20 protein-coding genes and 3 pseudogenes are annotated in these 19,676 nt (G+C 70.4%); 17 read left to right on the forward strand and 6 right to left on the reverse strand.

Translation table 11 applies throughout. The features are described from left to right. Positions 1-202 precede the first annotated feature (202 nt). From OG811_RS24155 to OG811_RS24175, 5 genes are all read left to right on the forward strand, one after another. A complete protein-coding gene (locus OG811_RS24155) occupies positions 203-3,445 on the forward strand; it encodes a BTAD domain-containing putative transcriptional regulator (protein ID WP_406068899.1) in 3,243 nt (1,080 codons plus the stop codon). 101 nt (positions 3,446-3,546) lie between these two features. Further along, complete coding sequence (locus OG811_RS24160) at positions 3,547-4,035, forward strand: hypothetical protein (protein ID WP_406068900.1); 489 nt, start codon at positions 3,547-3,549, stop codon at positions 4,033-4,035. Further along, on the forward strand, positions 4,028-4,186 hold the full coding sequence (locus OG811_RS24165; RefSeq protein ID WP_406068901.1) for a hypothetical protein: 159 nt from the start codon (positions 4,028-4,030) through the stop codon (positions 4,184-4,186). The genes OG811_RS24160 and OG811_RS24165 overlap by 8 nt, the downstream gene beginning before the upstream one ends. A gap of 166 nt (positions 4,187-4,352) precedes the next feature. Then, positions 4,353-4,793, forward strand: coding sequence for a hypothetical protein (locus OG811_RS24170; protein ID WP_406068902.1), 441 nt, complete (start codon positions 4,353-4,355; stop codon positions 4,791-4,793). Positions 4,794-5,191: 398 nt separating this feature from the next. Beyond that, positions 5,192-5,644 (forward strand): helix-turn-helix domain-containing protein, encoded by a 453-nt coding sequence (locus OG811_RS24175; protein ID WP_406068903.1) that lies wholly within the window; start codon positions 5,192-5,194, stop codon positions 5,642-5,644. A 13-nt stretch (positions 5,645-5,657) separates the two neighbouring features. Here the strand turns inward: OG811_RS24175 and OG811_RS24180 are convergent, their stop codons facing one another. Further along, entirely contained in the window at positions 5,658-6,029 is a 372-nt protein-coding gene (locus OG811_RS24180; RefSeq protein ID WP_406068904.1) for a hypothetical protein, read from the reverse strand. 153 nt (positions 6,030-6,182) lie between these two features. On the opposite strand from OG811_RS24180, the gene OG811_RS24185 reads away from it, so the two are divergent. Continuing rightward, positions 6,183-7,013, forward strand: coding sequence for a BTAD domain-containing putative transcriptional regulator (locus tag OG811_RS24185; protein ID WP_406068906.1), 831 nt, complete (start codon positions 6,183-6,185; stop codon positions 7,011-7,013). A 113-nt stretch (positions 7,014-7,126) separates the two neighbouring features. Next, positions 7,127-7,253: pseudogene (locus OG811_RS24190) on the forward strand (YccF domain-containing protein); the annotation flags it as partial. A 397-nt stretch (positions 7,254-7,650) separates the two neighbouring features. On the opposite strand, the gene OG811_RS24195 reads toward OG811_RS24190, so the two are convergent. Further along, positions 7,651-8,385: a maleylpyruvate isomerase family mycothiol-dependent enzyme gene (locus tag OG811_RS24195; protein ID WP_406068908.1), complete on the reverse strand. Its 735-nt coding sequence runs from the start codon at positions 8,383-8,385 to the stop codon at positions 7,651-7,653. A gap of 330 nt (positions 8,386-8,715) precedes the next feature. Between OG811_RS24195 and OG811_RS24200 the strand changes: the two genes are divergently transcribed. The 5 genes from OG811_RS24200 to OG811_RS24220 all read left to right on the forward strand — a co-directional run bounded on the left by OG811_RS24200 (position 8,716) and on the right by OG811_RS24220 (position 12,258). After that, complete coding sequence (locus OG811_RS24200) at positions 8,716-9,384, forward strand: LLM class flavin-dependent oxidoreductase (RefSeq protein WP_406068910.1); 669 nt, start codon at positions 8,716-8,718, stop codon at positions 9,382-9,384. A gap of 126 nt (positions 9,385-9,510) precedes the next feature. Then, complete coding sequence (locus OG811_RS24205) at positions 9,511-10,068, forward strand: dihydrofolate reductase family protein (RefSeq protein WP_406068912.1); 558 nt, start codon at positions 9,511-9,513, stop codon at positions 10,066-10,068. Between the two features lie 202 nt (positions 10,069-10,270). Continuing rightward, the gene (locus tag OG811_RS24210) at positions 10,271-10,837 is read left to right on the forward strand and encodes a carboxymuconolactone decarboxylase family protein (RefSeq protein ID WP_406068914.1); all 567 of its coding nucleotides are present in this window, start codon (positions 10,271-10,273) and stop codon (positions 10,835-10,837) included. A gap of 63 nt (positions 10,838-10,900) precedes the next feature. Further along, positions 10,901-12,070: an FAD-dependent oxidoreductase gene (locus tag OG811_RS24215; protein ID WP_406068916.1), complete on the forward strand. Its 1,170-nt coding sequence runs from the start codon at positions 10,901-10,903 to the stop codon at positions 12,068-12,070. Next, the gene (locus tag OG811_RS24220; protein WP_406068918.1) at positions 12,067-12,258 is read left to right on the forward strand and encodes a hypothetical protein; all 192 of its coding nucleotides are present in this window, start codon (positions 12,067-12,069) and stop codon (positions 12,256-12,258) included. The genes OG811_RS24215 and OG811_RS24220 overlap by 4 nt, the downstream gene beginning before the upstream one ends. 34 nt (positions 12,259-12,292) lie before the next feature. Here the strand turns inward: OG811_RS24220 and OG811_RS24225 are convergent, their stop codons facing one another. Further along, positions 12,293-12,856, reverse strand: coding sequence for a copper resistance protein CopC (locus tag OG811_RS24225; RefSeq protein ID WP_406068920.1), 564 nt, complete (start codon positions 12,854-12,856; stop codon positions 12,293-12,295). A 220-nt stretch (positions 12,857-13,076) separates the two neighbouring features. On the opposite strand from OG811_RS24225, the gene OG811_RS24230 reads away from it, so the two are divergent. From OG811_RS24230 to OG811_RS24245, 4 genes are all read left to right on the forward strand, one after another. Then, positions 13,077-13,604, forward strand: coding sequence for a transposase family protein (locus OG811_RS24230; protein WP_406068921.1), 528 nt, complete (start codon positions 13,077-13,079; stop codon positions 13,602-13,604). Continuing rightward, complete coding sequence (locus OG811_RS24235) at positions 13,576-14,265, forward strand: ISAs1 family transposase (RefSeq protein ID WP_406068923.1); 690 nt, start codon at positions 13,576-13,578, stop codon at positions 14,263-14,265. The genes OG811_RS24230 and OG811_RS24235 overlap by 29 nt, the downstream gene beginning before the upstream one ends. Positions 14,266-14,874: 609 nt before the next feature. Beyond that, the gene (locus tag OG811_RS24240) at positions 14,875-16,041 is read left to right on the forward strand and encodes a hypothetical protein (protein ID WP_406068924.1); all 1,167 of its coding nucleotides are present in this window, start codon (positions 14,875-14,877) and stop codon (positions 16,039-16,041) included. A gap of 670 nt (positions 16,042-16,711) precedes the next feature. Beyond that, the gene (locus tag OG811_RS24245) at positions 16,712-17,203 is read left to right on the forward strand and encodes a DUF2231 domain-containing protein (protein WP_406068926.1); all 492 of its coding nucleotides are present in this window, start codon (positions 16,712-16,714) and stop codon (positions 17,201-17,203) included. Between the two features lie 123 nt (positions 17,204-17,326). On the opposite strand, the pseudogene OG811_RS24250 reads toward OG811_RS24245, so the two are convergent. Both OG811_RS24250 and OG811_RS24255 read right to left on the reverse strand, forming a co-directional pair. Then, a pseudogene (locus OG811_RS24250) lies at positions 17,327-17,956 on the reverse strand (serine hydrolase domain-containing protein); the annotation flags it as partial. Further along, positions 17,908-18,185 (reverse strand): annotated as a pseudogene (locus OG811_RS24255) (serine hydrolase); the annotation flags it as partial. The pseudogenes OG811_RS24250 and OG811_RS24255, both read right to left, overlap by 49 nt. A 763-nt stretch (positions 18,186-18,948) precedes the next feature. On the opposite strand from OG811_RS24255, the gene OG811_RS24260 reads away from it, so the two are divergent. After that, positions 18,949-19,440 carry a hypothetical protein gene (locus tag OG811_RS24260; protein ID WP_406068928.1) on the forward strand — a complete coding sequence of 164 codons (492 nt, stop codon included), beginning with the start codon at positions 18,949-18,951 and terminating at the stop codon, positions 19,438-19,440. Positions 19,441-19,534: 94 nt separating this feature from the next. Here OG811_RS24260 and OG811_RS24265 read toward each other — a convergent pair whose 3' ends face one another. Continuing rightward, positions 19,535-19,657 carry a hypothetical protein gene (locus tag OG811_RS24265; protein ID WP_406068930.1) on the reverse strand — a complete coding sequence of 41 codons (123 nt, stop codon included), beginning with the start codon at positions 19,655-19,657 and terminating at the stop codon, positions 19,535-19,537. Between the last annotated feature and the right edge of the window lie 19 nt (positions 19,658-19,676).

Genomic DNA, 19,676 nt, shown 5'->3' on the forward strand with positions numbered 1-19,676 from the left:
CTGCGCATCTGTCGATGCCGACAGCGACCACCTGGACATCGCGGGAATCGAGGTCGCGACGGGGCGGCTCGAGAGGCATCCGGTCATCATTCCCCGCCGTGGCGGTCATGCCGAGCGCCAACCGGGAAGCCGGCCGCCGGGTGCGTCCCACATAGACGTATGGCCCTCGATCGACGTCGGTTTGTCTTGTTAGCCTGCGGCTGTGGAGCTGCGCCTACTTGGCCCCGTCGAGGCTGTCATCGACGGACGGGTCGTGCCCGTCCGACGCCGTCAGGAGCGACGGCTGCTCGCCATCCTCTCGATGCGACCGGGCCAGTTCCACTCCGCGGAGCGACTCATCGACCTGCTCTGGGAAGATCGGCCTCCGGCCCAGGCACGAGCGGGCCTGCAGGCCATGATCTCGCACCTGCGGTCCACGCTGGAGCTGGGCCGATCGATGGAGCCCGCGTTGCTCGCCCGACCCAACAGCTACGCACTAGAGATCCGGGCAGAGCGGGTCGACGTGCACCGGTTCACCGCCCTGGTGGCCGAGAGCAGGGGCGTCACCGACGCCGATCAGCGCATCGCGATGCTCAGCACCGCGCTCGGTCTGTGGCGGGGCGCCGCCCTGGCCGACGTCTTCGACGACGCCCAGCGGGGCCGGCTCTTCCCGGATCTCGACGAGGCACGACTGACCGCGCGGGAAGAGCTGCTCGACGCGCGCCTCGACGCCGGCCAGCACCGGGAGATGCTGGCACCGCTGCACGAGCTGATCAGTGAGGCGCCGACACGCGAGCGCCCGGTCGAGCTGCTGATGCTGGCCCTGAGCGGGATCGGTCGTCGCACCGAGGCCATCGCGGCCTACGCCACCCTCACCGATCGGCTCGCCACCGACCTCGGTGTCGCTCCCGGAGAGCAGATCCAGGCGACCTACCGGGCGCTGTCACGCGCCACCGCACCCTCGGACGCCGCGCCGACCTCTCCCGGCGGGCCGGCGCAGCTACCGCTGCCGCCGGGGCACTTCGTCGGCCGCGGCGCCGAGTCGCGTCAGCTCGACCGCCTGCTCGCCAACGCGGCAGCGCCGCAGGTCCTGATCCTCTCCGCGGTCGTCGGCACGGCGGGTGTCGGAAAGACGGCGACCGCCATCCGGTGGGCGCACAGCGTCCGGGACCGCTTCCCGGACGGGCAGCTCTTCCTCAACCTGCGGGGTTACTCTGCCGGCCGGCCCATGCGCTCGGCGGAGGCGCTCGGCGCGCTGCTGCGGGGTCTGGGCGTGCCGGCGGCCCGCATTCCGGCCGATCCGGAGGAGGCATCGGCGCTCTACCGCACCGTCGTCGCCGATCGCCGGCTGCTGATCGTGCTGGACAACGCCCTCGACGCCGAGCAGGTGCGGCCGTTGCTGCCCGGGTCCGCGGACAGCCTGGTGGTGGTCACCAGCCGTGACCGCCTGACCGGGCTCGTGGCCCAGCAGGACGCCCACCGCCTGACCATCGGACTGCTCCCGGAACCGGACGCGATCGAGCTGCTCACCGTCCTGCTCGGTGCCGACCCGCGAGCCGCCGAACGCGACGCGATCCGGGACCTCGCCCAGGTCTGCGGTCGGCTCCCGCTGGCCCTGCGGATCGCGGCGGCGCTGCTGCACGACGAGCCTGACCTCGCGGTATCGGCGTACGTGCGGCAGTTGCGGCAGCGGAGCATCGCCGCCCTGGCGATCGACGACGACCCGAGCGTCGCCGTGCAGACGGCGTTCGACCTCTCCTACACCCGGCTTCCCGGCGAGGCCCAGCGGATGTTCCGCCTCCTCGGCACCGTTCCGGGGCTCAGGCTGTCGGTCGACGCGGTCGCGCACCTGGCGCAGACAACCCTGGACGCGGCCCGTCGGACGCTGGCCCGACTCTTCTCGGCGCACCTGCTGGAGTTCGACGACGATCGCGTCGCGCTGCACGACCTGCTGGGGCGCTACGCGGGCCAGCACAGTGCGCGGCAGGCCGGCCGGCCGGAGGCGCAGACCGTCCTCGCCCGCCTGTTCGCGTGGTACCTGGTCCGCGCGCAGGCTGCCGGTGACCTGTTGGCGCCGGGGCGGGTCCGCCTGGAGCTGCCGGCGGGCCTGGCGGCCGGTGACGCCGGCCTCCCGGACCGTGACGCGGCACTGGCCTGGCTCGAGGCCGAGGAGTCGAACATGGTGGCGCTGATCAGGGCGGGCGCAGACGGCACGTCGAGGGCCGCTGCCGCCCTGCTCGCCGACCAGCTACGAACGTACTTCTGGGTCACCCGCAATTCACTGAACTGGCTGCTCGTGGCGCAGGCGGCGCTGCACGCGTCGGGTGGGGACGCGTACCCGGCCCTGCGGGCGTCGGCACACATGAGTCTGGGCAACGTGTACCACCTCACGGGCAACCAGCTGGTCGCGATCGCGCACCAACGACGGGCGGGTCACCTGTTCCGCAGCGCCGGACACGCGCAGGGCCAGGCCGCCGCGGCCGGCTCGCTCGGCGCGGTCTTCGGCGACCTCGGGCAACTGGCGACGGCGGCGGCCTGCTTCGAGCACGCGTTGCGGCTCAACGAGCGGATCCGCCACCGTTACGGCATCGCGGTGATGTCGAGCAACCTCGGGACGATCTACGCTATGGCGGGTCGACTGCGGCTGGCGGTCGAGCGACTCACCGCCGCCATCGTCATCCACCGGGAGGACGGCGGACGACCCAACGAGGCGGTCGTCCTCACCAACCTCGGCCTCGTGCGCATCAGCCGGGGTGAGTACCCGGCCGCCCTGGGCGATCTCCACGCAGCGGTGCGGACGGCCCGCGAGGTCGACATGGCGTCGATCGAGGCGAATGCGCTGGCGGGGATCGGCCAGATTCACACGCTACGCGGCGACGTGCCGGAGGCGAGGTCGGCGCTCGCCGCCGCGCAGCGTCTCGCCGACCGTACTGACGACTGGCACTGCAAGGCGTCGATCGACATCGCCGAGGGGTGCCTGCTCCGGCTGACCGGCGACCCCACCCGCGCGGCGGCCCGGTACACCCGGGCCGCCGAGTGGGCCAGGTCGGCGCGCACGTTGGCGACGGAGGCCGAGGCCCTGGTCGGCCTCGCCGCATCCGTCGCGGAGCGGACGCCGCTGTTGGCCAGCTCCTCCCTGGAGCGGGCGGTCACGTTGGCCCGACAGTCCGGCGCCGCGGTGATCGAGATCGACGCGCTGGCGGCGTTGGGCGAGGTCGCCCGGAGGCACGGCGACCCCGTGCAGGCGGCCCGGCTCGCCGGCGAGGCGGCACATCGCGCGGAGGCGATCGGGGCACCCCTGGTACGCGCCCGCGCGCTGATCACCCTGGGTCACCTGGAGGACTCCTCGCGGGCCTGGCAGGAGGCGCTGAGCATCCTGGATCCGCTCGGCACTCCCGAGGCGGACATCGTCCGGGCCCTGCTGGAGCGGCACGACGGCCGTCCGGTCGGCGTCGCGGCCGGATAGCCGACCTTCCTTCGGGGGCGGGACCGGTGCCCGGGTGATGGCAGTTCGGTGAGCTGACCCAGCTCGACCAGGGTTGGCTCGACGAGAACACCACGCTTGTCGTGCTCACCATCCGCGGCAGCGACCTGAAGTGGACCGACGCGCTGATCGCCTGCGCGGCGGCGAGCAACTGCGCCTCGCCGGGGTTTGTCCGCCAGGGTGATCCGAAGCCGCTCCGTGACATGATCACGGACCGGATCAACGGCTCGGAGGAGACGGACACGGCGCGGGTGATCCAAGAGATCCGCTCGAAGGCGGCCAACGCCGTGATCCTGCTGGCCGGATATCCGCAGGTCTTCACCACCGGCAGCCAGCACCAGGTGCCGAACTACCAGCCGCTGCCGGACATCGGGGGCGTCGGGTTCAGCGCAGACGAGGCCGCCTTCCTCACCGAGATGGCCGGGAAGCTGGTGATCACGATCGGGTCGACGTTCGACCTGGCGGTGAAGACCAACTACGTGGACGTACGGGGTGACTGGGCCGACCACGAACTCGGCGGGCCGCTGCTGAGCGAGTCCTACTTCAACTCGCTCTGGGTCTCCGGTGAGTGAGTACTACACCCAGCAGGGCGCGGACGACGAGGACGGCGAGCCGCCGACGTCGAAGGACAGTCCGCACTCCGGGCATCCCAACGTCGCCGGCTTCGTGGCGTACGGACGGGCGGTGTCCAACCGTCTCCTACCGATCGGCTACACCTGGTAACACCGCGCCCGCACGGATCCCGTCCCCGTTCGTCGGGGGCGGGACCCGTGTCGTCTACCGCGTGGGCGTTGCCGCCGCCGCGATGGGCGCGCGATGCGTCGGCGATGTCCGGCACGCCGAGCATTGAGATGTCAGTCCAGGCGGCGAGAGGACCAACGACATGCGAATGGGCACCAACAGATTGAAGCGCGCGGCTGTGGCCGTGACCGCCGGTGTGGCACTGCTCACCGGGCTCCCGGCGGTGCCGGCACAGGCATCCGGCTCGTGTTCGTCAGGTAGTCCGGCCGCGCTGTGGGGCGCGTTCAGCCTCCAGGTGCGGCGGACCACGTCCTGCACCTACTACGCGCGGTTCACCATCTCGTCGGCCAACCCGAACTACGGCGCGGGCGGCACCTGGAGCTTCAAGATCGAGCGTCAGGTCTACACCTCGTACGGCTGGATGATCACCGATTCCAGGTCCAGGACCATGCTCTGGGGTCGCCCGGACTACTACGACACCGCCACGGTGGACGGCTACCCGGCCAGCTCCGGCAACCTGGACCAGCATCACGCCTGCTACTCGGTCGACGGCGGGGGCTGGACGTGCACCGCGTGGGCTGACCTCTGAGCCCTGCGCCACTTCGGGGGGTGTGGTGCCCGGACGGGCACCACACACCGAGGTCCGGAGGGGTCGCAGCGCGCGACCCCTCCGGACCGAGGCGGGTGCTACCGGGTCGCGGGCTGGTGCTCCGCCTTTCAGGGCGGGGGTGAAGGTCCGTGCTGGGAGGGCCGCCAAGGCCCGAGTAGTGCCTTAGACCGGGTGGTTCTGCTGCTCGATGTACTGACGCACGGTGCTCAGCGGTGCTCCGCCCCCATGGAGCCCGCGGAGTACGCGCCTGACCAGAGCTTGTTGGCCCGGTAGTAGTGACGCGCGAGGTCGGGGAATTCCTGGCGCGTCCGCCGACTCGTCTACCAGTGCGGATGCCTTCAAGATCTGCCATAGACCAACATGGGACACTCGGTCTCGTGCAGCTTCGTTACAACTTCCGGGTCTATCCGGACGCCGTTCAGCGCACCGCGTTGGCGAGAGCGTTCGGGTGTGCCCGGGTGGTGTTCAACGACGGGCTGCGTCTGCGTCAGCAGGCACGCGAGGCTGGCGAGGAGTACGTCTCGGACGCCGACCTGTCCAAGCGGGTCATCACCCAGGCCAAGGACACCCTGGAACGGGCGTGGTTGGGTCAGGTGTCCGCCGTGGTCTTGCAGCAGGCACTCGCGGATCTGAACGTGGCGTACCGTAACTTTTTCTCCTCGGTCACCGGCAAGCGCAAGGGCCGCAAGGTGGCACCGCCGCGGTTCCGGTCCCGCAAGGACAACCGGCAAGCAATCCCAGCATCCGTGCTGGCACCGCGCGGCGAAGCGGTAACCCACCCGGACGCCGCGTGTTCCACGCGCAGCGTGGAGGGAATCTCCGTCCTTTAGGACGGCGAGGATGTCAAACGTTGTCGATCGAGCCATCGGCGCCCAGGGCCGTCGCGTGCAGTTCCAACCGGTAGCTCGAAAAGAGGCCGGACACCCGGCCCGAGGTGCAGTTCGCCGGGCCGATGCTCCCGCTCTTGACGACCGCGCCGTTCTGGTAGTCACGGACGCGGAAACTGGCGCCGATCGTGCCACCGCAGACCGTGTAGTCGATGAAGTGCCCGATGTAGCTGGACGGGATGTAGTACGTCCGGCAACTGGTCGACAATCCGCTCACCGAGCAGTAGTCGCTCGTCGCCAGCGCCGGGGACGCGACCAGCAGCGACGCCGCCGCTCCCGCGACCGCCGCGGCGGCCAGGCCTCTGCGGGCCCGTCTGGTGATTTCCACCGTGCCTCCTGATGGGTGTTCTCAGCCCCGCGAAGTCGGGGACGCTTCGTTTGGTTGCCACGGCGTACGGCGCTGCCAAGGAAACGCCAACCCGTGCTGGGCAACCTGATGACCAGGCCGTGCGCGGGGTGCGGTCGGCATGGAGGTCATCGCATGGAGTTCCGGATCCTCGGCCCGCTGGAAGCGTCCGTCGAAGGAACGCCCCTGCCGCTCGGCGGACGCCGGCAGCAGCGGATCCTGGCCGTGCTGCTGCTGCGGGCCGGCCGGGTGGTCCCGGCCGACAGACTGGTCGACTGCCTGTGGCCGCTGCGGCCGCCGGCCACCGCGGCTAGTCAGATCCGCAACTGCGCCGCGGCCCTGCGCCGCCAGCTCATCGCCGGCGGCCTGCCCGAGCGCTCGCTGGTACGCCGGCCGGGCGGTTACCTGCTGACGGTGGAGCCCGGCGCGCTGGACCGGACCCGGTTCGACGACGAGGCCCACCGGGCTCGGCGGGCGCTGGCCGCGGGTCGCGCGGCGGAGGCCGTCGGGTCCTTCCTGCGGGCCGAGAACCTGTGGCGCGGACCCGCTATCGCCGGTCTCGCCGATGGCATGCTGGAGCCGGAGGCCATGAGCCTGGAGGAGTCGCGGCTGCAGGTGATCGAGGAACGGCTGGAGGTCGAGCTGAGTCTGGGCCGGCACGCACGGGCCGTACCGGAACTCACCGCGCTGGCCCGGACTCATCCCGGCCGTGACCGCCTGCAGGCGGCCTTCATGGTCGCGCTCTACGGCAGCGGGCGGGGTGCCGACGCGCTGGCCTCCTTCGACCGGCTGCGCTCGTCGCTGCGCCGTGAACTCGGCCTGGAGCCGAGCCGGCGGCTGCGGGACCTGCGCCAGGCCATCCTCACCGAGGACGAGGCCCGGCTGCCGCCGATGGGCGGGTGGGGGCCGGCGCGTGACGATGAGCCTCATCGGCGGGCATCTCCTCTTCGTCCGCAAGGAAGGTGACGAGATGCAGCTTGGGCAGTCGAGACATCAGCAGAGCATCGTCACCGCACCGACCGCGGTCCGCGCCACGCCCGATCGAGTCGCCGGTGGCGAGCGTCGCTCATGTCTGAGGGGTGATTCGTTTCGTACTGAAAGTGCTGTGGCTCATCTTCGGCGGTGGCATCGTGCTGGCTGTCGGGTATGGCTTCGCCGCGCTGATCTGCTTCGTCCTGGTCATCACCATTCCGTTTGGCAGCGCGACGCGGGGATCATGCCGCAGTCGATGTGCTCCTGCAGGCGGGCGCCGACGTGGACGCCCGCGACGGGGAAGGGCGGACGGCGTTGATGCACGCGATCGAAACGCAACGTGCAACGGGTCATCGCGGCTCTGCTGCTGGCCGGCGCCGCGATCGACCCCGTCAGCCTCGACGGGATGACCGCGTTGCAACTGGCTCGTGGCTGGCAAGGCCAGAACGTCCATTCGGCCCCCATCGCCACCTCCCGAGGTGGCCCGGCAGAGGGAGCCCGGAAGATGATCAGCGAGAGCTGGGCTCGCCACGGGCGCGTGGCGTCTCGGACAGCTGTTGGCGCGAGGTGATGCCGAGTTTGCGCGAGCAGACCGGCCACGCGCAGCTCAGAACGGATCTCCCGGTGGAGTTCAGCGGTCGGGCACGAGTGCCTGGCGCGAGCGGCGTTCGAGCGGTGGTGGGTTCAGCAGGACCTGGAGCGGGGCCGCGCACCGCTCGAGCACTCCACGACGCGGCGTGTTGTGCAGCCGATGCCGCAGCAGCGGCACACCGTCACCGTCGAGGGCGCTCAGGGCGCTCGGTCGGCCGGCCATGGCCAGCAGCAGTTGCTCGGCCGGGCCACGCACCAGCCGGCCCGTGCCGTGGTCCCAGTCGGCGTCCGGCGCCACGAGTCGCAGCCCGTGCAACCGCGAACCCACCGCGTAACCGGGTGAGGGCCGATCCGCGAGGTGCCGGAACGCGACCCGCAGGTGGGGCTCGTCGACGTCCCGGCCGATTCCCAGCGGCAGGCGGATGTCGAGATCGTGCAGGACGACATCCGTCAGCACCGGGTCGTAGCCGGAGCGGGGAATCGTGGTCCGCGATTCCGCGCGTTCGGCCAGCGCGGCGATGATCTCGCTGGTCGACGCCCGGGCCGCCCGGCGGGTGAGCATCACGTTCCAGCGGTCGAAGTCGGCCCCGGTGGCGACAATCGCCAGGTAGATCTTCGCCTGACCGAAACGGAGGTACGTGGTCAGGTGGGCGGCCACATCCCGGACGGTCCACCCACCGCACAGACTGGGGCGGCGCAACTGGTCCGAGTCGAGGCCGCGAAGCAACTCGGCCATGCGACGCCGCTCTCGCACGATCAGATCGAAAACACGCACGGCATGAGGTCTACGCCATAAGCACGACGGGCGACCTCTCCGAGTTTGCCACGCGTCGCCGACCGGGGCGGATGCTCTCTGGACAACCTTGGCGAGGCATTGACTGTGGCGATCTCGCCCGTTCGGCGATGCTCAGCAAGTTCTATTTCACCGTGTCTACGGCAACGCGTGGACCCGCGGCGACGCCTCCGTGGTGATCTTCCTCGGCCTTTTCCCGAAGCGGGTCCCAAAGGGCCGGCCCCGGCGTTGCGCGCTGCTCAACGGCTTCGGCGAGTACGAGCTCGGGACCGTACCGCGAGCACGCGTTCGGCTCGATACGGCCGCGTCGAGATGCAGGCGAGATGCAGGCGCGGCGCCGGCTGGTTCGAGCACGAATGGCGTACTTACGGCTACGACTTCCCCAGTGTCGCCGATCGGCTCGGCATGCTCGACGAGGGGGTGCAGATCATGCGGCAGATGTGGACGACCGGCACGGCCACCCTCATGGGAAAGCACTACCAGGTCGACGGTGCGTTCTGCCGGCCGCTGCCGGCGCAGGAGGGCGGGATCCCGTTGTGGATCGGGGGCGGCGGCGAGAAGAAGACGCTGCGGATCGCGGCCAAGTACGCGCAGTACACGCACTTCGGCGTGTTGCTGGACGAGTTCGCACACAAGTCCCAGGTCCTGGCCGAGCACTGCAAGGATGTGGGCACCGACTTCGACGCGATCGTCCGGTCAATCACCCTCAACGTGACAATCGGTGAGACCGAGAAGGAAGTCGCCGACAAGGTGGCCTGGACCCGGGCCCACTACGAGCCGCTGCTGCCGGCCGAGGAGCTCGAGCCCCTCATGCGTTACTTCGCGGACGGCCTGGTCGGCACGCCCGAACAGATCGTCGAGCGGCTGGCGAAGGCCAGCCAGTCCGGCCTCGGTTATCTGATCGTCCGATTCGTCGACGCGGCCTACGACCGGACCAGCATCGACCTGTTCGCCAACAAGGTGATTCCGGAACTGGTCTGACGGCCCGTAGCCGAAAAACGCTTGTCACCCCACCGTGTGATGTTCGGTCTTGTCGCTCTGTCAAGTGCAGCGGAGAGGCTACGGAGGGTAGGCCTCGACGTCGTAGTGGCGCTAGACTCCCCGGCCATGGGACTACTCACCTTCAACATCAACGTCACTGTGGACGGCTGCGTCGACCACCAGGAAGGGATCGCCGACGACGAGACGCACGCCTTCTTCACCCGTCTCTTGGACGAGAGCGGGGCGATGCTGTGGGGCCGCGTCACCTACGAGATGATGGAGGGCTACTGGCCGGCAGTCGCCCGCGGTGACGTGGAGGCGCCGCCGGCCATGCGTGAGTGGGCGGCCAAGCTGGAGGCTCAACCCAAGTACGTGGTGTCGTCGACGCGCACGGACTTCCCGTGGACCAACAGCCACCACATCACCGGCGATCTGCGCGAGGGCGTGCAGAAGCTCAAGGACGCGACCCCGGACGGGGTGCTGATCGGAAGCGGCAAGCTCGCGACCGAGCTCGACCGGCTGGACCTGATCGACGAGTACAAGCTGCTTGTTCATCCCATGATCGCAGGCCACGGCCCGACGATGTATCAGGGCGGGCTGCCGGCCACCCGCCGGCTCGAGCTGCTCTCGGCCGAGCCGCTGAGCAACGGCGTGATGTCCATGCACTACCGCCGCGCGCGCTGAATCACCGAAGTCCACTCTCCGGGCAGCACATGGGCGCCGCTTCTCTCCGCAGCGGAGGAGCGGCGGCTTGATGTGTGCCGCGATCGGCGTAACCCCGCACCGCACGGGAAGAGACGTGCGGACGACGGCGGGGGTGGGAGGTTGGCCGTGCGGCGTCTGTCACGCCGCCCCGTGCGGGTATTCAGGTGGAGGGATGATCGCCATGGCGCACATCGATCTCGGACTCGACGAGAAAGAGTTTCCCGGCATCACCGGACCGATGCACTACCGCCCGGAGACTGCGGCGCCGCTGAACGAGCTGGCCGAGGTGCTGCTGCGCGCGCCCCACTCGCTGCCGCCGGGTGAGCGGGAGCTGATCGCCGCGTACGTGTCCGGGCGCAACGAGTGCACCTTCTGCTGCTCGTCGCACTCGGCGTTCGCCGCCGTCCAGCTCGACGGCGGCATGACCCTGGTCGACCAGGTCCGGGCCGATCTCGAGACCGCCCCGGTCCCGGCCAAGCTGCGGGCCCTGCTGCGGATCGCGGGGGCGGTGCAGATCAGCGGCCGGGAGGTCACCACCGACATGATCGCCGCCGCCCGCGCGGAGGGCGCCACCGAAGTGGAGATCCACGACACGGTGCTGATCGCCGCGGCGTTCTGCATGTTCAACCGCTACGTCGACGGGCTCGGCACGTTCGCGCCGGAGGACCGGGACGCCTACACCCCGATGGCCCACCAGATCGTCGAGTTCGGCTACAGGCGCTCGGGTGACGTACGACCGGTGGGCTGAGCCCGGCGCAGGCACCGCACGTTGCGAGAACATCAGGCGTCACCGCACCGTTACGGTCAGGCCATGGCGCACGCCCGAACCGCCGTGGTCCTGGGCGGCAGCGTCGCCGGCCTGATCACCGCCCAGGTCCTCAGCGACCGCTACGACACCGTGACGGTCATCGACCGGGACACCCCGCCGGACGCCGCGCTGCCCCGCCGCGGCGTGCCGCAATCCCGGCAGCTGCACGTTCTGTTGGCCCGCGGGCGCCTGGCGCTCGACGAGATCTTCGCCGGGTTCTCGGGCGACCTCACCGGCGCTGGCGCCCCGCTGGTCGACCTCAACGAGGAGGTGCACTGGTTCAACGACGGCTACCGGATGCGCCGGGCGCCCTCCGACCTGGTCGGCGTCGGCGCCAGCCGCCCGTTGATCGAGCACGCCATGCGCGCCCGGGTGCGGCAGCTCCCCAACGTCGAGCTGTGCCCGGGCATCGTCGCGACCGGCCTGCTGACCGAGGCCGACGGGAACCGCGTCCGGGGCGTGACGGTGACGCCGTACGGCTCGGAAACGGTGTCGGATCTCCCGGCGGACCTGGTGGTCGACGCATGCGGGCGGGCGACCCGGACCCCGGTCTGGCTCGCCGGGCTCGGCTGTCCGATCGCGCGCGAGGAGCGGGTGCCGGTGGACGTCACTTACGTCAGCCGTTTCTACGAACGGAACTCCGGCCACCTCGGCGGTCTGTCCGGCCTGCTGATCAACGCGGTGCCCGGTCGCCCGCGTACGGGGATCGTCGCCGTCCAGGAGAACGGGCGTTTCGCGGTGGCGCTCAGCGGGGTGCTCGGTGAGCAGCCGCCCGGCGACGACGAGGGCTACGCCCGGTTCGCCGAGTCGCTCGGCGTGCCGGAGCTCACCGAGATGATCCGGGCGGCGGTCCCGGTGACCGAGCCGGTGCGGATGCGCTATCCGGAGAGCGTCCGCCGCCGCTACGAGAGGCTCGGCCGGTTCCCTCGGGGATTCCTGGTGACCGGCGACGCGTTGTGCAGCTTCAATCCTGTCTACGGCCAGGGCATCACGGTGGCCGTTCTGCAGGGCCTGATGCTGCGCGACCTGTTCCGTTCTGGCGGCGACCCGGACTGGCGGCGCTTCTTCCGGAAGGCCGCCCGGATCATCGACGGGCCGTGGTCGATCTCGGCGGGGACCGACCTCCGGTTCAGCGGCGTGCTGGGCGGCGGACGGCCAAGGTGCGGTTTGTGAACGCGTACGTGCCCCGGCTGCACGCCGCTGCCCGTACCGATCCGGCGCTGGGAAACGCTTTCCTCCGGGTGCTGAACCTGGTCGACGAGCCGGCCCGGCTGCTGCGTCCGGCCGTGGCGGCGGCCGTGCTCCGGGCCGGCGGCCGATCGGCGCGCGGCCCGATGCCCGGCGACGCGGGCTGGGCCTGACGTGGCCCTACCCGCGGTTCGGTACTGACGGCGGTCACCGCGCGCGGCGGCGGCGGACCTCGAGGACCGCGATGCCCGCCAGGACGATCACGTTCGCCCCGAGCGCCACCGCGGTGAGCGGGTCGAGGCCGCCGGCGACGTGCTGGTGACCGCCCGCCTCAGGCGCCCCGGACTGTTCGCGGGCCTCCGCCTCGTCCCACCCGGCCGGCTGCGCCGCCATTCCGACACCGAACGCGGTGCTGCCGGAGACCTGGGTGAGATTCTCCAGCTCGAGGTGGTACGCGACGCGGTAACTGCCGGTCGGCAACATGCCTATCGGCTGCGACACCTCGGCCCCCGCGACCCGCGGCGCGCCCACGGACATGACCTGGCCGTCGGCGTTCACCACGGTGACGTGGACCTCGCCGGGCCGGACCGGGGCGGGGGCGCTCAGCCGCACCACAGCCGGCCCGGCCGACATCGACGCGCCGTCGGCCGGCCAGGTGGCGACGTCGATGCGGGCGGGGGCACGGAACAGGGGAGCGGCCAGCACGCCGACGGCCACCGTCAGGATGACGATCGCCACCGCGCGCCGGATCACGACGGCTCGGGCCGCCATCAGACGGTCGCGGGAATCCGTTGCCGGGACCCGCCGCAGTTGCACGCCGCCGCCATCCGCTCCTCGGGGGTGGGGCCAGGGGCAAAGCAAAGTCAGGTGATCATGTAGACGTGCTGTTCAGCGGTGGGTTCGCTGTATGAGGCCGGCGCATGGTCGCGGCCTTCCTAAGTGGATGATGAAGGTTCTCTACGCCAGCATCGTCTGCAAAGAAAGGCCGCTCGTGGCAGTCTCCCATGCCCTGACCGTCGCCGTCGCCGACGGTGGCGCCGACATCGACGTCTCGGACGTGACCGCGTTGTACGAGGTGTTCTGCCAGGTCAGCGATCCACGGAAGCCTCGGGGAGTGCGTCACGGACTCCCGGCGGTGTTGACCATGTTGGCGTTGGCGGTGCTCTGCGGGGCCCGCAACTTCCGTCAGGCCGCTGACCGGGTGGCTGAACTGCCCACGCTGCTGCTGGCCGCCGCGGGTGCTCGCCTGGACCCCCGTCTCGGCAGGCGGATGCCGCCCAGCCGTGACACCCTGCGCCGGCTGGCCGAGTCGATCGACGCTGCCGCCACGGACCCGCTGCTGTGTCAGTGGATAGCCACCCGCATTCCACCCACCGACGGCGGGCGACCCGGCCTGGCCCTGGACGGCAAGACCGTACGGGCCTCCCACGACGGCGACCCCGCCGACAACGTGAAACTGTTCTCCGCGATGCGATCACGACACCGCCGTCGTGATCGCCCAACTCCGGGTGCCCGATGACACCACCGAGGTCACCCAGGTTCAGACGTTGCTCGACCCGGTCGAGATCGCCGGCACGGTGATCACCGCCGACGCCGCGCACCCCTCGACCGAGACCGCCGACTACCTGCACCAACGCGGCGCCGGTTACGTGTTCACCGTCAAGGGCAACAGACCCACCCTCCTCGCCGCGATCTGGCAGCGCCTACCCGCCGCGACCAGCGACACCGCCGCCCACACCCACCGCGAACACCACTCGGGACTCATCATCGAACGAAGGATCTGGACCGCCGACGCCGCCGGCATCGATTTCCCCGCCGCCGCGCAGGTCTTCCGGATCCGCCGCGACACCTACGACCTGACCGGCCAACGCCTGCGCAAAGACATCGTCCACGGCATCACCAACCTGACCGCCCAGGCCGCCACACCCGCCGACGTCGCCGACTACACCCGCCGACACTGGGGAATCGAAAACAAGATCCACTGGGTCCGGGACGTCCTCTTCGCCGAAGACCACCATCACGCCTGGCTCGGCACCGTCGCCCACACCATGGCCCTGTTCCGCAACCTCGCCATCGGACTGATCCGCCTCGCAGGCCACACCAAAATCAAGGAAATCCTGGAACGGCTCCACGGCAACAAACTCCTGATCCTGCCCCTACTCGCCGCATCCCGGACATGATCAACCGACTTTGCTTTGCCCCTGGGTTCCCGCCCGTGACAAGCCGGTAAATCATGACCCGGAACGCGCCACTTGAGGCGGCCCCGTGTGTCGTAGGCGACAGCCTTGGTGCTGGTGGTGCCGATGGCGACGCCGACCACCACGCCCCGAGATTCACCCGAGCCGGCCACGACGCTCACCCCTCGCACCGGACCGGCGGGCCGCCACCCGGCTGCGGGGCGGCTGCGGGTGACGGTACCGAGACGGCCGGACCCCGTACGGCGATCGAATCACGGGCCTCGGCCGTTACCGGAAGGTTGGAAAGTGCGGCGATAGTCGTTGGGATTCGCAAATAGCGTTGACCTCTTCGATTGTGTTACATCGCGGGATCTGGGCCGCGCTATTTCATGCTGCGCTTATTCGCGCTAATGAGACAGATTGGCCAGTTTGGAGCGCTGCGCGCCTGGCGGGGCTCCCGGAAAACGGCGACGGCAATATGCTCCCCGACAGCCCCCTTCCACTGTCAATAGACATACGCAAATATTTTCTCCTCCATTCCGGGCGGCGTGCGAAGCGGAGTTCAGGAATGGGGCTGCCGCAGAGTGAGGATGCGCCACTATTGGGGGACACATGGCCGTCGTCGTAGTGCTCGATATCGATGAAACTCTGCGCGAGCAGCACAGCCTGACAATCGAAGTCCGCTCGGACGACGCCGGTGTGCCCGTCGCGGTGGCCGCGCTCCGGCAGGCTCTGCTCCGGCTCGAAGCGACGGGAGCCGGCGGGGAGCCGGTGGGCCCGGCCGCCGTCTCGTCACCGATCGCCTTGCCCGGCGCGCAGCTCCTCGTGATCGACTTCGGCCCGCTCCCCGCCGAGCTTGTCCTCGCCATACCGGAGCTGCTGGCCCGGCAACTGCGCGCTGCCGGTGTGCGCGACGCTCTGGTCTCGGTGGCCCGGCGCGGCCCGAGCCACGACATCGAGGAGTTCGGCATATCCGCCCGGGCCTACCTGCGCGGGCCACTCGGCGCGCCGTTCGGCGACGTCCCGTGCCAACTGCCCCCGCCCCTGCTGAACGTGGCGCTCGACTGGTTGCACGCCGAGCGCGGACCCGCGGACGAGCTGAGCGCGGTCGTGCTCGGCGTGCGGGTTCCGCTCACCGCCGAGGCGGCCGGCGCGGCCACCGCCGCCGTGCTGTCCACCCTGCCCACAGCCATCGCGGTGACCCTGCTCGCCGGCGACCTCACCAACCGGCTGGTGGCCGCGACCGTCGGCGGCTACCACGACGTGCTACCGGCGGCGGCGTTCACCGTCGCGCCGCCGAGCGCCGACCCAGCCGACGCTGGCGACCTGGCCGGGCCGATGCACCGGCTGCGCGACAAGCTGCACGCGCACAGCGGATTGCTGGCCTGGGCCGGAGTGAACGCCGAGCCGGACAGCCGTCGGGTGACCACGCCAGAGTGGTCGCAGCGGCTCCCGAGCGACGGAAAACCGGTGACCCGGCGGCCCGGGGTGGAGATGCTCGCCGACGCGCTCATCCCCGACGCCATGTGGTATCAGATCCTCTCCGCCGGGCACCTCGACCGGCTCGGCGGCCTGCCACCCGGGGCGACGCCGCTGCCCGGCCGGCGCGCCGAGTTGACCGTCGGGGACGCCGAGCAGTGGCTGCCGGGCCACCCCGACGCCCTCGCGGTCCTCGCCCGGGGCCGCGAGCTGCTCGCCGGCTGCCTGGTCGACGAGGCGCACGCGTGGCAAATGACGGCCGCCCGGATCCGCCGTGCCACGCCGCCCGCCGGTCGTTGACCGGACCGGGCGGGACGGTCGGCGTACCAGGGGTGTACGGCGACGTGAATGCCGATCAACGTGAGACGGTGCTGGATATGCTGCGACGACGTCGCTCGCCGCAGCAGATCGGTGCTCGGCTGCCGGTGCAGTTCCCGGACACGCCGGAGATGTGGGTGTCGCACGAGACGATCTACAGGCGATTTATCTGCAGGCGCGGGGTAACCTGCGTGCCGAGTTGACTCGGCAGGTGGCGTTGCGGTCGGGACGGGCCGCTCGTCGTGCCAGGGCGGTGCCAGCCGGGGCGGTGCGTTCGGCCCGACCGTGGATCGCTGACCGGCCGGCCGAGGTCGCTGACCGGGCGGCGCCCGGGCATTGGGCAGGTGACCTGCTCGAGGGCGTCCGTCGGGGTGCACGCGGTTATTCGGCGATCGCGACCCTGGTGGAACGCGCCACCCGGGTTCGTGATCCTGGTCGGGTTGCCCGAGGGCAAGGTCTCCGAACACGTCGTGTCCCAGTTGAGCGCGGCGATGAACTGGCTACCGCAGCGGTTACGGGCCTCTCTGACCTGGGACCAAGGCGTCGAGATGGCCCGGCACCGTGACTTCACCATGAACCGGACCGTCCGCCGGGTGTATCGGCGTCCGGTCCGGGTATACGGGCGCGGTTGTCGCCCCGACAGGAGGTTACGGTGGAAAGTCGAGCCAAGGCGATGGGTCACGCGATTCATCCCATGCTGATCGTGTTCCCGCTCGGGCTCCTTGCTACGTCGGTCATCTTCGACATCCTTTATTTGATCACCGACCGAGTGGGATTCCAGATCTCCGCCGCGTACACCATCGCGGGGGGTGTCATCGGCGGCGTGGTCGCCGCCCTCTTCGGCTTCATCGACTGGAGGGCCATCCCATCCGGCACCCGGGCCAAGCGGATCGGCGCGGTGCACGGCACCGGCAACTTGGTTGTCGTGATCCTGTTCGCGGTGAGCTGGCTGGTGCGTCTGTCCGGAAAGAACTGGGAACCGAACGCCGCCGCGCTGGTCCTGAGCTTCGCGGGCATCATCCTGGCCGTGATGACTGCCTGGCTGGGCGGGGAACTGGTCGAGCGGCTGGGCATCGGGGTGAGTGACAACGCCGGGGTGAACGCGACCAGCTCGCTGCGCCGCGCGCCGACGCGCGGTGCCTGACCCCGGCACCACGCCGGCCGGCCGATTTACTGCGGGCGATGGTGTCGGGCAGGCGGGGCAGGCTCTTGGCGCCGTTTTTGACGCGCCAGGCAAAATGCGCGCCGGCGGCGGTGAATCGGATCTGGGGTGTACCCGGTTGGTGAGCAGGACCAGCACCAGATCCCGGCCGGGGTCCACCAGGAGCGACGTGCCGGTGAAACCGGTGTGGCCGAAGGCGCCGCCCGCCGCCAACGGGCCCATCCAGTGCGGGTCACCGATGCGAACGCCGAGGCCGTGGCGGAAGCCCGGGTCGATGCCTGCGGGCAGCTGATCGCGGGTCATCTCCGCCACGGTGTCCGGCCGGAGGACGCGGACCCTGTCGACGGCTCCGCCCTGCCGCAGCATCTCGCCGAACCGGGCGACGTCGGCGGCCGTGCCGAACAGGCCGGCGTTGCCCGGCCTGACCGGCACCGGCTTCCGGCCCGACCCCGTCCGCGCGGCCCGGGCCGCGGCCACCGAACACCAGCCCGACATCGGTCGTGGCGCCGTTCCGCCCAGGGACCACGAGTTCTCGTCGTGGACGCTGCCACGCAACATGAGGGGCCAACAGATCCGCTCCTGCACCAGATCGGGGAGCCGTCGGCCGGTGACACGTTCGGCCAGCAGCCCGGCGACCATGAATCCCACGCAGGAGTATTCAAAGGTGATGCCGCGGGTCGGTCGACCAGCGGGGCGTGCAGCAACGCCCGTACCCGGGATTCGCGGTCCGGCCAGTCAGTCCACAGCTGCAGCAACGCCGGCAGCCCGGAGGTGTGGGTGAGCAGGTGGCGTGGGGTGATACGGCGCCGCTCGCCGGCGCGTCGAGGCCAAGTCGACCCTTCTCCACCAGGGTGAGCAGGACGGTCGTGGTGAACAGCCTCGTCACCGAGGCGAGATCGAAGATCGTGTAGTCCAGGGCGGGCTGGCGGGCTTCCGGTGCGACCGGGGCCTGCGGCGGGCGGATCGGTACCCGCTACAGCCGCAAGGACCGCAAGGTGACCTACAAGTGCGCCGAACCCACGGCGCGGTGCCGGACGGTCACCGCTGACACCATCGACGACGCGGTCGCGGACCTGTTCCTGCGAACCATGACCCCGCAACCCTGCTACCGGAGCACGACGTCGAGGCGGTGCGCATCGGGGTGCGCTGGCACACCGGAGCCAGCGACGAGCTCACCGTCGAACGGCGCGGCCCCGGCCGCACACCGCCCGAAGCCCTCGCGATCGTGCGCGAGCACGGCGCGACCCACAGCAACATGCAGATCGCGAAGATGCTCAACGACGTCGGCTTGCGGACGGGCAAGAACCTGCGCTTCACACCCCGGCACGTCGCCGGGGTCCGCGGCGTCTACAAGATCTTCACCCTGCGGGCCGTGGCCGTGCAGGACGGGGAGATCAGCGTCACAGGCCGGGCGACTGCTGGGCATCCCGGCGGACGCGATCTACAACTGGCTGCGCCACGAGCAGGTGCCCCGCCCTGGTACGGGCCGGACGGTGGTGCATCCCGTGGGACGCCCAGACGCAGCAGATCTACCGGCAGAAGATGGCCGACTCGTTCCGGCTCAAGCCGAACCCGCCGAGGGCATAGCGATAGGGCGACCAAGCGCGCCGCCGGGCAGCGAGGAATCGACGCCCTTGGTTGTAAGGGGAAAGGCTCCTAACATATTGGCGACCCTCACTGTCGTCTTTCCGGACGCGACACCTCCCCTCCCGACGAAAGGGAAACCGATGAGAGCAACACGCTTTGCGGTGGCCGCGGTGGCCGCCCTCGCCATCGTGGCATCGCCTGGTGCCGCCCAAGCGGCCACCATCACCACGCCGTTCCACGCCGACTCCGGCGACGCCTGCCGCTACGGCGCCACCGACGGCACGCTCGGCTGGCAGTTCGGCCCCACCACCTCACCCCTGCCCGTCACCGCCGTCGCCGTCAAGGGCAAGCTCACCGACCGGCCGCTGCCGGCCGACTCGACCATCGTCTGCTTCGACGACCACTACAACAGCAGCGCCACCTTCGTCGCCTACTCCGGCAGCGTCGAGGTCGCCCGGCAGACCCGCACGGCCAACAACGGCACCGTCAGCTTCGAGTTCACCCTCGGCAACTCGACCCACACCGCCAGCATCAGCCGCGTCGTGATCCAGGTCTGCCGCAGCCCGATCATCACCCTGCCGCCCAGCTACTGCGGCACGGCCGTCACCTACCTATCGCCGCCCATCGGCTGAGCAGCGCCACGGGCGGACGCGAGCTCCGGAAGCCGCCCCGCCCGTGGACCCGACGTTCGCCGAATCGACAGGACTAATCCTCACCCCCGACGAACTATCCGACATCAACGCCGCCGCTCGCGGCGGCGGCAACGACATCGTGCTCGACGCCCTGCTGCTGCGCCTGCACACCGAGACTGCCTGCCGGCGCGGCGGCGCCCTCGCGCTGCGCCTCCACGCTCGGCGGGGTGCGCGTC

Origin of the sequence: Micromonospora sp. NBC_01638, assembly GCF_045209745.1 — a bacterium.
GTDB lineage: Bacteria > Actinomycetota > Actinomycetes > Mycobacteriales > Micromonosporaceae > Micromonospora.

Coding starts and splice junctions, on each gene's coding strand:
- OG811_RS24170 (WP_406068902.1), top strand. CDS start 4,353: ATGGGCACCAACAGATTGAAGCGCGCGGCTGTGGCCGTGACCGCCGGT.
- OG811_RS24185 (WP_406068906.1), top strand. CDS start 6,183: ATGGAGTTCCGGATCCTCGGCCCGCTGGAAGCGTCCGTCGAAGGAACG.
- OG811_RS24240 (WP_406068924.1), top strand. CDS start 14,875: ATGGCCGTCGTCGTAGTGCTCGATATCGATGAAACTCTGCGCGAGCAG.
- OG811_RS24215 (WP_406068916.1), top strand. CDS start 10,901: ATGGCGCACGCCCGAACCGCCGTGGTCCTGGGCGGCAGCGTCGCCGGC.
- OG811_RS24260 (WP_406068928.1), top strand. CDS start 18,949: ATGAGAGCAACACGCTTTGCGGTGGCCGCGGTGGCCGCCCTCGCCATC.
- OG811_RS24225 (WP_406068920.1), bottom strand. CDS start 12,856: ATGGCGGCCCGAGCCGTCGTGATCCGGCGCGCGGTGGCGATCGTCATC.
- OG811_RS24210 (WP_406068914.1), top strand. CDS start 10,271: ATGGCGCACATCGATCTCGGACTCGACGAGAAAGAGTTTCCCGGCATC.
- OG811_RS24200 (WP_406068910.1), top strand. CDS start 8,716: ATGCAGGCGAGATGCAGGCGCGGCGCCGGCTGGTTCGAGCACGAATGG.
- OG811_RS24205 (WP_406068912.1), top strand. CDS start 9,511: ATGGGACTACTCACCTTCAACATCAACGTCACTGTGGACGGCTGCGTC.